At 48.8% G+C, this 15,794-nt stretch carries 11 protein-coding genes; 7 read left to right on the forward strand and 4 right to left on the reverse strand.

Features of this window, described 5'->3' with window-relative positions:
• Window positions 1-30 precede the first annotated feature (30 nt).
• The 3 genes from ACYVFD_RS16990 to ACYVFD_RS17000 all read left to right on the forward strand — a co-directional run bounded on the left by ACYVFD_RS16990 (window position 31) and on the right by ACYVFD_RS17000 (window position 6,086).
• Window positions 31-2,898 carry a glycosyl hydrolase gene (locus ACYVFD_RS16990; RefSeq protein WP_461091466.1) on the forward strand — a complete coding sequence of 956 codons (2,868 nt, stop codon included), beginning with the start codon at window positions 31-33 and terminating at the stop codon, window positions 2,896-2,898.
• Between the two features lie 160 nt (window positions 2,899-3,058).
• A complete protein-coding gene (locus ACYVFD_RS16995) occupies window positions 3,059-5,476 on the forward strand; it encodes a TonB-dependent receptor (protein ID WP_461091467.1) in 2,418 nt (805 codons plus the stop codon).
• 178 nt (window positions 5,477-5,654) lie between these two features.
• On the forward strand, window positions 5,655-6,086 hold the full coding sequence (locus ACYVFD_RS17000; RefSeq protein WP_461091468.1) for a nuclear transport factor 2 family protein: 432 nt from the start codon (window positions 5,655-5,657) through the stop codon (window positions 6,084-6,086).
• 213 nt (window positions 6,087-6,299) lie between these two features.
• On the opposite strand, the gene ACYVFD_RS17005 is transcribed toward ACYVFD_RS17000, so the two are convergent.
• From ACYVFD_RS17005 to ACYVFD_RS17020, 4 genes are all read right to left on the reverse strand, one after another.
• The gene (locus ACYVFD_RS17005; protein WP_461091469.1) at window positions 6,300-7,091 is read right to left on the reverse strand and encodes a rhamnogalacturonan acetylesterase; all 792 of its coding nucleotides are present in this window, start codon (window positions 7,089-7,091) and stop codon (window positions 6,300-6,302) included.
• Between the two features lie 66 nt (window positions 7,092-7,157).
• Entirely contained in the window at window positions 7,158-8,540 is a 1,383-nt protein-coding gene (locus tag ACYVFD_RS17010; protein ID WP_461091470.1) for a glycoside hydrolase family 88/105 protein, read from the reverse strand.
• 217 nt (window positions 8,541-8,757) lie between these two features.
• The gene (locus tag ACYVFD_RS17015) at window positions 8,758-9,534 is read right to left on the reverse strand and encodes a hypothetical protein (protein WP_461091471.1); all 777 of its coding nucleotides are present in this window, start codon (window positions 9,532-9,534) and stop codon (window positions 8,758-8,760) included.
• A 188-nt stretch (window positions 9,535-9,722) separates the two neighbouring features.
• Window positions 9,723-10,490: a collagen-like triple helix repeat-containing protein gene (locus ACYVFD_RS17020; RefSeq protein ID WP_461091472.1), complete on the reverse strand. Its 768-nt coding sequence runs from the start codon at window positions 10,488-10,490 to the stop codon at window positions 9,723-9,725.
• A gap of 1,010 nt (window positions 10,491-11,500) precedes the next feature.
• Here ACYVFD_RS17020 and dtd point away from each other — a divergent pair.
• From dtd to ACYVFD_RS17040, 4 genes are all read left to right on the forward strand, one after another.
• Complete coding sequence (gene dtd / locus ACYVFD_RS17025) at window positions 11,501-11,953, forward strand: D-aminoacyl-tRNA deacylase (RefSeq protein WP_461091473.1); 453 nt, start codon at window positions 11,501-11,503, stop codon at window positions 11,951-11,953.
• Window positions 11,954-12,047: 94 nt separating this feature from the next.
• The gene (locus ACYVFD_RS17030) at window positions 12,048-12,689 is read left to right on the forward strand and encodes an O-methyltransferase (protein ID WP_461091474.1); all 642 of its coding nucleotides are present in this window, start codon (window positions 12,048-12,050) and stop codon (window positions 12,687-12,689) included.
• Between the two features lie 39 nt (window positions 12,690-12,728).
• Complete coding sequence (locus ACYVFD_RS17035) at window positions 12,729-15,101, forward strand: lytic transglycosylase domain-containing protein (RefSeq protein ID WP_461091475.1); 2,373 nt, start codon at window positions 12,729-12,731, stop codon at window positions 15,099-15,101.
• Window positions 15,102-15,185: 84 nt separating this feature from the next.
• The gene (locus tag ACYVFD_RS17040) at window positions 15,186-15,755 is read left to right on the forward strand and encodes a DUF3109 family protein (RefSeq protein WP_461091476.1); all 570 of its coding nucleotides are present in this window, start codon (window positions 15,186-15,188) and stop codon (window positions 15,753-15,755) included.
• Window positions 15,756-15,794: the final 39 nt, after the last annotated feature.

A 15,794-nucleotide genomic window follows, 5' to 3' on the forward strand; every position in this document is an offset into this window, starting at 1 on the left:
GGGTGAGGGCGACTCTTAACCCTTATTTCAATGAAATCCTGCCTTTTTCGCTACTTTTTACTCTTATTACTGCTATCTGAAGCCACTTGTCTGGTGGCACAACCCAAATGGCCTGCTATTACGCAGCAAACCAAACCCTGGACGCGCTGGTGGTGGATGGGAAGTGCGGTAAATCCTAAAGACCTGACTCACTTACTCGAACAGTATCAGAAAGCGGGCCTGGGTGGAGTTGAGATTACCCCGATTTATGGTGTAAAAGGAGCGGAGAGCCAATTCATTAACTTCTTGTCGCCCACCTGGATGGACCGATTAACCCATACCTTGAGCGAGGCCAATCGGTTGGGGATGGGTGTCGATCTGGCGCAGGCATCGGGCTGGCCGTTTGGTGGGCCGTGGGTCTCATCGACGGATGCCTGCAAGTACGTGACTTATCAGACCTACGCCCTGAAAGGGGGAGAAAATCTGAAAGAGCCCATTCGGTTTGTTCAGAAACCAATTGTTCGTACGATCGGACAGCCCATTACGCTGGATAAACTGGTCGACCCGATTGCGAAAAATCCAGATTTGCAACTGCATGCCTTCGATCAGGTACGCTTTGAAAAACCGCTGCCTTTACAGGCGCTGGTGGCGTATGCACCCGATCATCAACCGATTCAGTTAACCGAAAAAGTGGATGCACAGGGGCGGTTGAACTGGACGGCCCCTGCAGGCGACTGGACGCTCTATGCTGTATTTGAAGGCTGGCATGGTAAGATGGTGGAACGAGCTGGCCCCGGTGGCGAGGGTGATGTGATCGACCATTTTTCAAAAGCAGCCACTGAACACTACCTCAAGCGGTTCGACGAAGCCTTTAAAGGCCGAAATGTGAAGGGCATCCGGGCGTTTTTCAACGATTCATACGAGGTCGATGATGCACAGGGCGAAGGCAACTGGACGCCGAACCTGTTTGCCGAATTTCAGAAACGGCGAGGCTACGACCTGCGTAATCACCTGCCTGACTTATTCGGAGCAACTCGTTCGGTGAAAAACCCGACTGATAAAGCCCGACGTGTCCTGAGCGATTACCGTGAAACCATTTCGGAATTACTCCTCGAAAATTATACCCAGACCTGGCACGATTGGGCGCATAGCCGGGGAACCCTGATCCGTAATCAGGCCCACGGCTCACCGGCCAACATCCTGGACTTGTATGCTGTAACTGACATTCCCGAAATTGAAGGAAAGGAGATTCTGCGAATCAAATTTGCCTCTTCGGCTGCGCACGTAACGGGTAAGAAATTAACCTCTTCGGAGTCGGCAACCTGGGATAACGAGCATTTCCTGTCGAAACTGAGCGATATTAAACGCGACATAGATTTGTTTCTGCTAGGTGGTGTAAATCACACGTTTTATCACGGCACCAATTATTCACCGCAAAGTGCTGCCTGGCCGGGTTGGTTGTTTTATGCCGCCGTTCATTTCAATCCCAACAACTCGTTCTGGACGGACTTCAGTAAACTCAATCAATACGTAGCCCGTTGTCAGTCGTTCCTTCAGATGGGTAAGCCCAGCAATGATGTCCTGCTTTACCTGCCCATTTACGATGCATACACACTACCGGGCAAAGAACTGCTTCAACATTTTGACGGACTCGACAAAGGATTTAACGGCTTACCGATTGAGGAACAGGCCAAAACGCTTTGGGAAAAAGGCTACGGTTTCGACTATATCTCTGATAAACAATTACTGACTGTAACCAATATGGGAAATCAACTTCTGACGGGTGGAAATGCCTATCGGGCTATTATGGTACCAGCCGCGCAGTATCTACCGTTGCCTACCCTTAAGCAATTGCTGGCTCTGGCCGAACGTGGAGCAACCATTGTATTTGGCGGTCAGCTACCCATTGGTGTGCCTGGTCTGGAGAATCTCGACAGCCGTCAGGAAGTATTTCAGAAATTGCTGACAGACGTAAAATTTGCCCCAACGGCAACGACTGGTGTACAGCGGGCTACAGTGGGAAAAGGGACTGTGTGGGTTGGTGAGGATGTTGAGAGACTGCTAACCAGTGCCGGACTGAAACGGGAAACAATGGCCGATCAGGGTTTGCGGTTTATTCGTCGAAGTTACACCACTGGAAACCGCAAAGGGCAGTATTATTTCATTGCCAACATGGGTGATAAAACTGTGGACGGTTGGGTACCGTTGCATACAATCGCCAAATCGGTTGCTCTCTATAACCCGATGACGGAGCAACTGGGTATGGCTCAGTTTCGGACATCGGCTACCGGTACAAGCGAGGTCTATCTGCAACTGACTCCCGGTGAGTCCTGCCTGCTTGAAACGTCGGAAACAACGATGTCGGGCGAAACCTATGCCTACTATAAGCCCACTGGGAATTCGATGCCGTTGACGGGTAAATGGAAGCTTCAATTTGTATCGGGAGGCCCTAAACTTCCGGCTCCTGTTGAGGTGGACAAACTGGGATCGTGGACTGAACTGAACGACGAGGGCGTTAAGCAATTTTCAGGTTCGGCTACGTATACCCTATCTTTTGCAAAGCCAGCGGGTACGGGCAACGGCTGGTTGCTGGATTTGGGTAAGGTGGCCGAGAGTGCAAGTGTACAATTGAATGGGCAGAATTTAGGTACGCTGATTGGGCCTACCTATCAGGTTTTCGTTCCGGGTTCACTCCTGCGGGACGCCAATTCGCTGGTGGTGACGGTCTCAAATAGTATGGCGAACCGCATCATCGACATGGATCAGCACAAACAGCCCTGGAAGATTTTTTATAACATCAATATGTCGCCCCGGCTCCGCGAAGACCGCGATGAAGCGGGTTTGTTTACCGCCGAACGATGGCAGCCCAAGCCCTCCGGTCTGCTGGGGCCTGTGACCCTGACACCTGTGAGTAAGTAGTGGATTGGTTGGGAGGGGGCGTTAGAAAGATTGAGTTGAGAATTGGTAGATAGTCCATTGTCGTCTCTTTGTGTATTATTTACAGATTCATCCTCGTTGTCATACCCTCGTTTATTGACCTTTTTGACGGCTCGGTAGGCGAAGGTGTCAAATCTCAACTATGCCTTTATCTACTCTACGTCTTTTTCTCTTTCTCTTTTATTCTTCACTTGCCTTCGCTCAGGCCCCAAAAACGGAGCGCCAGGTTTGGATTCGGGGTACCTTTGTCGATGAAACCAATAAACCCGTCCCCTTTCCATCGGTTGCGTTGTATCAGACATCTGGCTCGACACCTATTTCGGGGGTGGTTGCCGATGAGGGCGGAAAATTTGCTTTACAGGCTAAACCAGGTCATTACAGTTTAAAAGCCAGTGCTGTTTCGTATCAGGAAAAAGTTATTGCTGACCTTCATGTAGCCGAACAGGATATCCAGCTTGGCGTATCGGTGCTGAAATCGAGCGCGAAAAAGCTGGAAGAAGTCGTCGTTGTTGGGGAGAAAAGCCAGATGGAATTATCGCTCGACAAACGAATCTTCAATGTTGGTAAAGATCTGGCAAACGCGGGTGGAACGGCATCGGATATTCTGAAAAATATCCCATCGGTGTCGGTTGATGGCGAGGGAAATGTCAGTCTGCGGGGCAGCAATAGCGTTCGGATTCTGATCGATGGAAAACCGTCGGGCCTGGTCAGTATCAAGGGTGGAGCCGGTTTGCAGCAATTGCAGGGCAGCATGATCGAACGGGTGGAAGTGATTACCAATCCATCGGCCCGGTACGAAGCCGAAGGCATGGGCGGTATCATTAACATCGTATTGAAAAAGGAGCGGAAAGAAGGATTCAACGGCTCCTTCGACGTCATCACCGGTTATCCGGCCAATTTTGGTGCAGCCGCTAATGTTAACTATCGACGCAAAAACCTGAATTTCTTTATCAACTATACGGCTTCGTACCGAAATACGCCCGGCCGTAATTCGATTTATCAGGAGGTGTACCGCAACGATTCAACGTTTATTTCCCAGCAAAATTCGACCAGTCAGTTGAAAGGGCAGAACAACAACGCTCGGGCTGGTATTGACTATTATTTCAATCCTAAAAGCATCCTGACAGCCGCCTATACCTGGCGTCTTAGTAAAGGGAAGCGATTTTCGGACATCCATTATCTGGATTACGTGACCAATCTGGCTAACCCGAAAGGCATCACCAATCGAACGCAGGACGAAACCGAAACCGAGCCAAACTCCGAATATACGGTCAGCTATAAAAAGACCTTTGCACGAGAAGGGCACGAACTGACGGCTGATGTCCGGTATCTGGACAATTGGGAGAAATCAGATCAGTATTTTACCCAGCAAACGTTCCTGCCCGGTGGCGCTCCGTCGGGCATTCCGAATATTTTGCAGCGAGCGGTCAATGACGAAACCGAAAAGCAGTTTCTGGTTCAGATCGATTATGTACGTCCGTTTCGAAAGGATGGAAAGCTGGAGGGTGGGCTTCGGAGCAGTACGCGGAATATGACGAACGATTATACCGTGACGCAGCAGAATTCGGACGGAAGCTGGTTTGCCCTGCCGAACCTGACCAACGATTTTCTGTATCAGGAAAAGATTAATGCCCTATACGGAATTGTAGGTAATAAGATCCGAAAATTCTCCTATCAGGCAGGTTTGCGGGCAGAGTGGACCGCCGTAACCACTACGCTCAAACAAACCAACGATGTGAACCCCCGTAGCTATGCTAATTTGTTTCCGAGCCTGCATGCAACCTACGATCTGCCCCATCAGCATGCACTACAAGCTAGTTACAGTCGTCGGGTCCGTCGCCCTCAGTACAATGATCTCAGCCCGTTTATGACCTTCAGCGATAGTCGGAATTTTTTCAGCGGCAACCCTGATCTGAACCCTGAATTCACCGATGCGTTTGAACTTGGTCATATCAAATACGTCGAGAAAGGCTCGTTTAGCTCGTCGGTTTATTACCGATATACGACCGGCAAAATTATTCGTATCCGTCGGGTCGATGCGCAGGGGAATTCGACCACCCGGCCTGAAAACCTGGCTACCGAACATTCCTACGGCGCTGAGTTTGCGGGCTCATATGCACTCTATAAATGGTGGAAACTCGACGGTAGCCTTAATTTCTTCCGGGCCATTACCAACGGCGGTAACCTGGATGCCAGCTATCAGAGCGACACTTATAGCTGGTTTGCCCGAACGTCCTCGCGGTTTACGTTCTGGAAAAATACGGATGCCCAATTGCGGGCCAATTACGAGGCTCCTCAAAAAACACCTCAAGGAAGTCGGCGGGCCATTGCCACACTTGATCTTTCGATTAGCAAGGATATTTTAAACAACAACGGCACATTGGTGTTCAACATAATCGATGTCTTTAACTCGCGTAAATATCGCTCTATTACCGAAGGAGCCAATTTTTACACAGAAGCCAGTTCGCAGGGGAGACTGCGGCAATTTAATCTGACGTTCAACTATCGGTTGCGTCAGGCGAAAAAGAAAATGAAAGAGTCGAATGAGGCTGATTTTTAACTAGTTTTGTGGCCCAATTGCTCTAACGTTTTAACGTGAGTCGCATCAAATTGCCTTCTAGTAAATTTGAAAGTTACTTACGGTAAAAAAGATATAAGAAAGTTTTTTGACTGAACAGCAACACCACCGTTCGCTGTTACTGTTCAATCAATTTTTGTTAATAAATCTCTGCATGTAAATGAAATCAATTGCGCTTGCCTTCGTAACTCTTTGTACTACGTTGATGCTGACCAGTTTTTCGCCTGCTAAAGACCAGGATGCTGTTAGTCAGGCTGTTGAGCAACTACGGGTGTTGATGATCTCGCCCGATAAAGCCAAGCTGGATGCGTTGGCTGCCGATCAGTTGAGCTACGGTCATTCGGGTGGAAAAATTGAAGATAAAGCCGCTTTTATCGAAGCCCTGACCAGTGGTGCGTCGGATTTTGTCAGCATCGAATTGACCGACCAGGTCGTAACCGTAGTAGACAACACGGCTCTGGTTCGTCATAAACTGTCGGCCGAAACACTCGACAAAGGCAAACCAGGACAAGTGAAACTATCAGTTTTGCTGGTATGGGTCAAACAGAAAGGTAGCTGGAAATTGCTAGCCCGTCAGGCGGTGAAAATTTAGCCCGCAGGCATAAAAATAAGCCCACCAGAAGTCTGGTGGGCCTATCCTGCAAAACCTATGATAAAACGTATTCCTCAAAATAAGTCAGTATTTTTCGACTAACTCTCCTGAACTCACCTGCCTGATTCTCAAAAGAGTATTAGCCGGTAGCTCAGATAGTATCCGTTATTGTCAGGACCCATTCATGAGGTATTCCTGCCGATAGCGGATACTTTATTTAGTAGACATCTTCACAAACTGATTGAGTTTACAATCACGTAATTGACGAAGTCCTTCGATCACCGAAATGGCGTTGAGTTTGGCGCCTGCCAGATTCGTGTGGGTATGATCGGCCGGGAAAAATTCGGCTTTAAGCTTCGCTTCGTCAAATCCAGCTTCGTATTTCCGGGCCACGATCTCATTGAGGTCGATAAAGAAAGCTCCTTCCGATTGCGCGCATTCGGCTGCCCATTTGCCATAACTAGCCGAGCCCCGTTCTATTTTTCCATCTTTCCAGACATTCCGTGGCACCAGCGAACACACAATGGGGGTAGCTCCTTTCGCTTTGGTATCGGCAATGTACTTGCGCATGTACCAGCCATAGGTATGCACGATTTCATGCTTTTTGGTCAGCATATTGTCAATCTCCTCGGTTTCGTTGCCAATGCCTCTGAGAGTTCCACGGGCGCGGGAAGTATCGTTGACGGCTCCGGCGTCGTTGTGGCCAAACTGCATCATCACGAAGTCGCCCGGTTTCAGCGTAGCCATGATCTTGTCCCAGCGCCCTTCGGTCAGGAAGGTACGGCTGCTTCGTCCGCCAATGGCCTGGTTTTCGATGTGAATTCGTGTCGTGTCGAAATAGTTGTGGATGAGACTTCCCCAACCCCATTGGCCATTAGAGCCGTTGCCCGAACCATTCCTAACCGTCGAATCACCGATGATGTAGAGGGTTGGCCGTTGAGGTTGAATAGCGGCAAGACAACCTACCAGTAGGCTCCAACCCAAAAGTTGTTGAATGAATTTCATCGTCAAGTTGTATAACAATCCCAAACGATTCTCAAGCCATTTTGGGATTGGAAAAGTGAAAACGATCTATTTCTTTTTCAGCAATTGCAGCGAACTGTCGTTGATTTCGAACGTATGGCTTTTGATCAGATTGATCACTTCGGCACCTGCTAGCAACGCAGGGCCGTAGCCGTGAGCAGCATAGGGGTTAATAGGTCGGTGGTAATAAAAGGCAGGATCAAACCCCATGCCCGTACCAACACAAACCCCTTCAACCTGCCCTGCTGCGTTTACTTTGGTCGCTACTGCATTCCAGCCCAGTAAAGTCGCAGGTGCGTATGCCAGCGGGTCGAGCCAGCCCCGATTGATGGCGTGGGCAAAGCAGTACACATATATGGCCGTGGCTGAGGTTTCCAGATACGAATCGTTGCGGTCGAGAAGCTGGTGCCAGAAACCTGAACCCGACTGTTGTGCCGCCAGGCCCTTCGCGTGAGCTTTCAGCAGGTCCAGAATCGCCGGACGATTGGGGTGATCTTCGGGTAGGACATCCAGCAATTCGACCGCCGTTAAAATTCCCCAGCCATTAGCACGACCCCAGTGGAACTCCGGATGAACACTCATGCCTTCGACCCAGCCATGCATGTAGAGCCCCTTTTGGGTATTGAACATCCGTTTCGAAAACAGAAGAACCTGCTTAGTAGCCTCATCGTAATATTTTCGGTCGCCGGTTAGTTTGCCCATTTGAGCCAGGGCCGGTACGCTCATAAACAGATCATCGAGCCAAAGTGTATTTGGTTGCGGCCGATTGCGAGCCAGCGTGCCATCGGTCAGCCGAAATTCTTTAGTCTGGATATAATTGATGTAATTGTCGATCATCGGCCGTAGATCGGCTTTTATTCCACCGGCTCGGCTGGCTTTGATCATGGCGGCACACATGGCTCCGGCATCGTCCAGCGCATGAGGGGCCATTACTGAGCGCATGGGCGTATTGGCGTGTGGATCGGCCGTTACCTGTGCGCGGAAATACGGCACCTGATCGGCAATGAACTGAAGCCGTTTGTTGGTGTAATCCGCATAGCGGGCATCACCGGTAGCCTGGCTGGCGAGTAGCATGCCCATGTACGTAACACCCCACTCGTAGCTGATAAGCCGGAAGTCGCCGGGTTTGAAAATTGCATTCGGGTTGAAGGCTCCTCCCGAAGTAATATCTTTTTTCGTTTCCTTATCGATAAGCTGCGTAGGTGTATTGGCATCCAGATAGGTATAGATCCGGTTAAGCACACTGGCCACCTCCTCAATTTTCGGTTGACCGTACGGAACCGGATAATCGGGCTTCAGCAGGTGAAGCGGAGTGGTTGAATCATTGGCTTTGGGCTGCTGTGCATAAAGGGGAGTAGCTGCGGTTATTCCTATTATAAAAAGCCCCAAAATACGGGTATTAACGAATGTGATTACGGAGGGAACAGGCATAAAACAGATTTGGAATTAGGTTGGCAATCAATGGGATCTACCTTACTAAATAGGTGAATTGATGCGATGAATACTCCAAAGATTCATAAAAACCTGTTTATTGCCTGTTATGCACCTTCCTGTATGTTGTTGTATCATCCAATAAAACCCCTAACCGATTACTGCCCGCTACCATCGAGTAACGAAAACAGGCCAATCGGTTAGGGGTGAAAGGCATTTAATCGGGCAGGTTAAATGCCTGCTTAACGTCTGTATAGTCTTTAAAATCAATAGCGGCCGTTCGGCCTCCCGCAACTGTTCCTTTGACGATAACAATTCGGTATTGGGGTGCCGTTTTGACCATGTCCCGATAGAATTGGGCATTTTTGCCAACAAAGTCGGCTATGGGTGTCTGTTTTCCCTGCTGATCGTATAGAGAGGTAAAGAAGTACATATACATGTGCAGGTTATTGACGCCTATGTTGTCGCTGTTGAGCCAGTACTGAACATAATCCTGACTGTTGCTGGTGGTGCGTCCGGGGATTTTTACATAACCATAGCCGTTCGATGGCTGGATGCGCTCCACCAGTTTATAGTCGGCAGTCGTATTGTCGTACTGAAGTGCACCTGTTTTAAAATAGACGTAAACCATCGATTTGTCGATAACATCCGCTGTGAGTAGCGCATTGGTCTGATTGCCGTCATTGCCAATAATGGCCTGTAGGTTGTCGGGAAATCGATAATAATACGTGCTAAAATCGGGCGATTTCCAGGCCGTGTACATAACATTGGCATTGCCGGTTGCTCCCTGTGCTCCGGCTGCTCCGGTTACACCACTGGCTCCTGTTGGCCCAGTAGCCCCAGTGGCTCCCGTTGCGCCGACAGTTCCAGAAGGCCCAACGGGCCCCTGAGGACCCTGTGGCCCTTCCGGTCCTTTGCAGGAAACAGCCAGCAGGAAAAAGAAAACAATCAATCCAGTAGGAATATGAACGAGGTGTGAGCTATGCGATTTCATGAATTTGCTTTATTAGATGTGAATAGAAGCCTGATAAACGAAACTAGTTGGCACGCTGGATTCCGATCGAAAGCCTGGAAGACCGACGATTGATGCGTGTAGTACTAGATGTAGTCTGACCTAAAATGGAAGAAGAGTTGCCCTACGTAGCACTGGGTTTGTAGGGCTGTGATACACACAGAACCGAATCAGTCGGGGAGGTTAAAAGCTTGTTTAACGGCAGCGTAATTTTTGAAATCGATAGCCGCCATTCGTCCGGCGGGGGTGCTTCCGTTGGCAATCACCATGCGATATTGAGGCAGGTCTTTGAACATATCCCGAAACGCCTGGGCATTCTTCCCAATCAGGTCTGAAACGGCTACCTGCTGCCCCTGCTGATTATACATAGAGGTATAGCCATGAACATTGAAGCGTAGGTAGTTGACACCCAGATAGTCATGGTTTACGTAATACGAAATGTAATCATCGTAATTATTGGTGCTGCGACCCGGAATTTTGACATTGCCATTGGCATAGCCAGCCTGAATCCGTTCAAACAGTTTGTATTCTCCAGACGTATTGTCGTAACCCGACTGGCCGAATTTGAAATAGATGTAGACAAGGGATTTGTCGATCGCATCGGCCGTCAATAACGCATTGGCTGTTTTCTGATCGTTTCCTAAATCAACCCCCATATTATCTGGATAGCGATAGTAATTACCACTGATATCGACCGGCTTCCAGGCCGTATACACGACGTTGGCATTGCCCATCGGACCTTGTGGTCCGGTTGCTCCTGCCGGACCCGTTGCACCCGTTGCGCCGGCTGATCCGGTTGCTCCTGTAGCGCCGGTTGAACCGGAAGGTCCCTGAGGGCCCTGAGGCCCTTCTGGCCCTTTGCAGGAACTAATGAGAAAGAAAAGCAGGCAAATGAAGGTCATACTGGAGTTCTCCAGGAGTGAAAAACGCGTTTTCATAATTTTAGAAAATTAAGTGTGAATAGAATTGAACTAGGCGTAGGAGTGACTCACTACACTGGCAAAGGTCGCCTAAAGAATGACCTGCTGTAAGGGGAGATTTCCCGTTTTTGGTAACACCGGGTAGCCAGGTCAGGAATAAACGAAAAGGAGGTAGAGCAGACCAGACTGAATGAGACTGCCTGCTGAACTGTGGCACGGCTGATTCCATAGTTGATAATCAGCTGTTTGTATTAACCGTGTCACAGCTTAAAATCCACGCTCGGCTGATTGCCCAACGTTCTGTAACAAATCAGCTATAGTAGGTTTGATTTGTGTTCGCTACTCAACGTACGGCCTAAATGAGAGAATATGAAATGACCGTATGGTAAAGAAAATCTGTGCTCTGTGAAGATATGTCTCTGGATTCTATGCCCATAGAATCCAGAGCGCAAACACACTAAGAAAGAGCTTAGTGTGCTGAATTTACATGCCGGTTAAAAAAACGAATGCCCAAAAAGGTGTAGATCAGAACGGCTACCGTCTCAAAAAGTACTTCTGTTGAATTGTACGAATAGACTCCGCTAGTATAGTTCTTAAACCAGTTGATTAATAACGTAATATATCCGATAGGAGCGAGCAAAGCGGCTGATAGAATTAACACTAAAAGTAATCGCTTGTCCATATTGTCTTGAATTAGTTGGATGTGTTAATGGGTTTTTCTTCATTCATGTAGGGTATGATAACGATTGAGTAACAGAGTTTAATTTAACAGAGTAATTTTTTAGTATTTTGTTGAAAAATAGTTCCATAAATAAAGTTACAAATGCCTGATCTGGACAGATGTAAATCAATTGTTTTAATTAGTTTTTGTACAAAACTTTTGCCAATCGCAATTTTACACCCTTTTTTGGGATAATTTTCAACTTATGTGATAAAACTAATTCATAAAGTAAAGAAAATTGTAATTCTTTTAAATAGAAAGTATCAGTTTTGATGCAACGGTTTTTTATAACCAATTTGATGCCAATATGATTGTTGTAATTCAGCGAGTTACGCATGCTTCTGTCTCAATTGACCGCCAGGTAAAAGGTGAGATTGGAACCGGTTTTCTGGTTTTATTAGGTATTACACATACCGATACGCGTGACGATGTAGAATGGCTGAGCCGAAAAATTGTTGGTATGCGAATTTTCAACGACAGTGAAGGAAAAATGAATCTGGATTTGGCTGCCGTCGATGGAAATATTCTGCTTATTAGCCAGTTTACGCTACATGCCAGTACTAAAAAAGGCAATCGGCCCAGTTTTATTGATGCCGCCCGACCGGAAGTCGCTATACCACTCTATGAAGCAATGATTGCTCAGCTCACAACGGATTTAGGGAGGCCAATTCAGACCGGAGAGTTTGGGGCCGATATGAAAATTTCCTTACTCAACGATGGCCCTGTTACCATTGTCATTGACTCGAAAAATCGGATTTAACTTCCCGACTTATCAATTTATTCCAGCCATCTACTAATTTTACTAAAACCAGCCCTTACCTGTCGACCAATTGATCGCACAGGTAAATTGCCGAATGGATTTTTTGCCCGCCAACATAACTGCGTATGCTGAAGCCCTTACCTCGCCCGAAAGCGAGCTGCTCCATCGGCTGAACCGCAATACCCGTGCGCACATCATGGCCCCCCGGATGCTCTCGGGGCATTTGCAGGGCCGCTTTCTGTCTATGATTTCCTGGATGATTCGGCCCCGCCGGATTCTCGAACTGGGTACCTATACGGGTTACTCTGCTTTATGCCTGGCCGAGGGGTTGGCCGACGATGGCAAGCTCATCACCATCGATCAAAACGAAGAACTGGAGGATTTTGCCCGGTCGTACTGGCAGCAGTCACCCTATCATCATAAAATCGATTTTCGCGTTGGATTGGCCGCCGATATACTGCCAACCCTCAACGAAACGTTTGATTTGGTATTCATCGACGCCGATAAACGAGCTAATTCCACCTATTTCGACCTGATTTTTGATAAACTAAGGCCAGGTGGCTTCTTATTGGTCGATAATGTCTTATGGAGTGGCAAGGTTGTTGAGACGGTGAAACCATCGGATCTCGATACGGCGGCCGTGCTGGCCTTTAATCAGAAAATTCAGGACGACCCTCGGGTAGAAAATGTGCTGTTGCCCGTACGAGACGGGATGATGATGATCCGAAAACGATAATTACGTTTGACAAAATGAACCGCCGGAGCGGTACCAAGTATGAAAAAACGAATGCATTTCCTAACCCTTCTTTTTTTGCTGACAGGCTTTCTGGCATCGGCGCAGGTAAGTGTACCTGTCGTACCTGAGCAACTGACCTTCGCCGATATTTCGGTCCGGCTTGATCCCGACGCCCGACGGCTGGTTCAGCAGGATGTCAACGCCCTCTTATCAAATCGGCAATATTGGACAGCCAAACTGGATCGGGTAGTGCTTTACTTCCCCATGATTGAGGCTATCCTGATTGATGAAGATGTGCCGACCGATTTCAAATTCCTCGCTGTTCAGGAAAGCTCCCTCACGCCCGATGCGGTGTCGTCGTCAACGGCCGTAGGTTACTGGCAGTTCAAACGTGAAACGGCTCTTGATCATGGCCTGCGGGTTGATGATGAGATCGATGAACGTAAAAGCATTACAGCCTCTACGCATGGTGCCGCTAAATACCTGAAACGGAGTAACGGGCAGTTTAACAACTGGGTAGCCTCGCTTTATTCGTATTACCTCGGTGCGGGTGGTATTGCCAAACTGATTCCACCTGATTGGTCCTATGCACGCGAAGTAGCCCTGGATGGTCGCACGGATCGCTATATTCTGCGGTTCTTTGCCCATAAGATTGCGATTGAAAATGCATTGCAAACGCACCAGACCAGCAATCGCTTCGCCCTGATCGAATACCCAAATGGTGGAGGCAAAACCATGAAAGGCATTGCTGAAGAGCTGGGCGTTGATGAATTTGAATTACGTAAGTATAACCGTTGGGTATTGGGCGATGCCATTCCAACCGATAAGCCCTACGTGATGGCTATTCCGGTCGTGAATACTCAGATCAACGATGTGCGGCAGAAAATTGTGACGGTTAGTGGCAAGAAAACACCCGATTTTGTTCAGAATGACGTGGGTTTCCCGGTGCTTCGTCGGGTCACGACCGGATTGAGCAGCAAAAACGAACCGGTATTGTACGAGATCAATGGCTTGCCGGGTATTCAGGCGCAGGCGGGTGATGATGCTGGGTCGCTGGCACGAAAAGCAAAAATTAGCCTGTCGAGTTTCCTGCGCTACAACGACATGACCGACCGTGACCCGGTTATTGTCAACGACGTATATTATCTGGCCAAAAAACGCAAGAAAGCGCTGGTGCCTTTCCACACGGTTCGGGAAGGCGAAACGGCCCGCAGTATCTCGCAGCGGTACGGGTTACGATTGAAGAAACTGATGCGCTACAACCGGTTGGATCGGGTACAGAAACTCGTAACGGGTCGGGTGATGTGGCTGCGCGAACGTAGACCCAGTAACAAACCGGTTGAAGTGATCAACGGGCCAACGCCACCCGTTTACGATCCTACACCAACGCCCCCTCGTCGGGGTGAGGCAGTGGTCACAACCCCAATTGCGGGCAGCAACCGAACTGTAAGTGGTATGGAGAGCGTACCGCGTAATTCCTCCGAACGTAAACTGTATCAGCCAAAGCTGGTAGGTGGTGGCGTTACGCCCAACGATGGTACGTCGGAACCGGCGGCTCCCCAACGTACGGAACCGGTTCGCCCAGCAACACCGCCTACTACTAGCCGGTCGGTTCCGGCCAGCAGTACTCCGTCGGGTAGTGCTTCGGATGGGTCGCAACGGGTCGTGATTGTACGGACCCCCGATAGTTCGCAGCCAACTAAAACCGTTCCTGTAGCCACAACGCCAGAGCGGGCTAAACCAGCGGATGAGCCAGTTGCATCGACTCAGAAACCAACGTCTACACCGCAGTCAAAACCGGCTTCGGATATGGATATGGGCCGTCCTGAAACCAGCAAGTACGAGGGCGCACGCGAACAGCAGGCCGATGGTTCGCTGACTGCAGTGACTCCGGTTCCACCGACCAAAGCTCCTCCTCGGCCAGCCGCTTCGACGGTTGCCAAAACAGATGCCCGCCCGGATGCTTCGACCGGAACAGCTGTCGAGCCGAAACCCGTTTCGCCAACAACCTCAGTCACTAATCGTCCGACTACGACCGGTTCAACGAATCGTTCGGCTATGCATACAGTCGAACCTGGTCAGACGTATTACAGTATTTCCAAACAATATGGATTGACTGTCGATGAACTACTGTCGATGAATAATCTGACACGGGACAATGTGCTGGAAGTAGGGCAGCAACTGACGGTGAAAGCAACTCCTGGTAGCCGGGCAGTGCAAGCGTCAACTCCAGCTAAATCATCAGCAGCCGAAGCCGCTCAGCCAACCGTCACGTACCATACCGTGACCAAAGGTGAGACGATGTTTAGGATCTCAAAAAATTATGGTGTAACCATTGAACAGATCCAGTCCTGGAACAACCTGTCGGATGTGACGGTGCGCGAAGGGCAAAAGATAAAGATTCTTAAATAAATGAGTGAAAGAGCGAAAGAGCGAATGATTGCTGCACTAGTTTTCACTCTTTCACTCTTTCGCTCTTTCACTCGTTCACCGATTATGATTCTGCTTGACCATACGTGTATCAGCGACGATGTAGCTGAAAAGTTTTTTGTCTGTAACTTAGATAAATGCAAAGGAGCCTGTTGCGTTGAAGGTGACATGGGTGCTCCGTTGGAAAATGACGAACCGGCCATCCTCGACCGGATTTATAACGATGTCAAGCCATACCTATCCCCCGAAGGTATCCGGGTAATCGAACAACAAGGAGGTTATGAACCCGATGGACATGGTGGCCATGTGACAACTACCGTAGGTGGACGGGAGTGCGTGTATGCAATCTGGGATGAGCGGGGTATTCTGAAATGTGGCATCGAGGAAGCGTATAACGACGGTAAAGTCGATTGGAAAAAACCGATCTCCTGCCATCTCTACCCTATTCGGGTTACCAAATACGATTCCTTTCATGCACTCAACTACGACCGTTGGCCTATCTGTAATCCTGCCTGTAGTTTTGGTGAGCAACTGAATGTGCCGATCTATAAATTCGTCCGTGAAGCACTCATCCGGGCTTATGGCGACGATTGGTACAATCGATTAGTGAGGGCAGTCGAGGAAAAAACTGTTTAACATTTGATTATAACGCAGAGATTCGCAGAGAATGACTAC

The organism is Spirosoma gilvum (assembly GCF_054776815.1).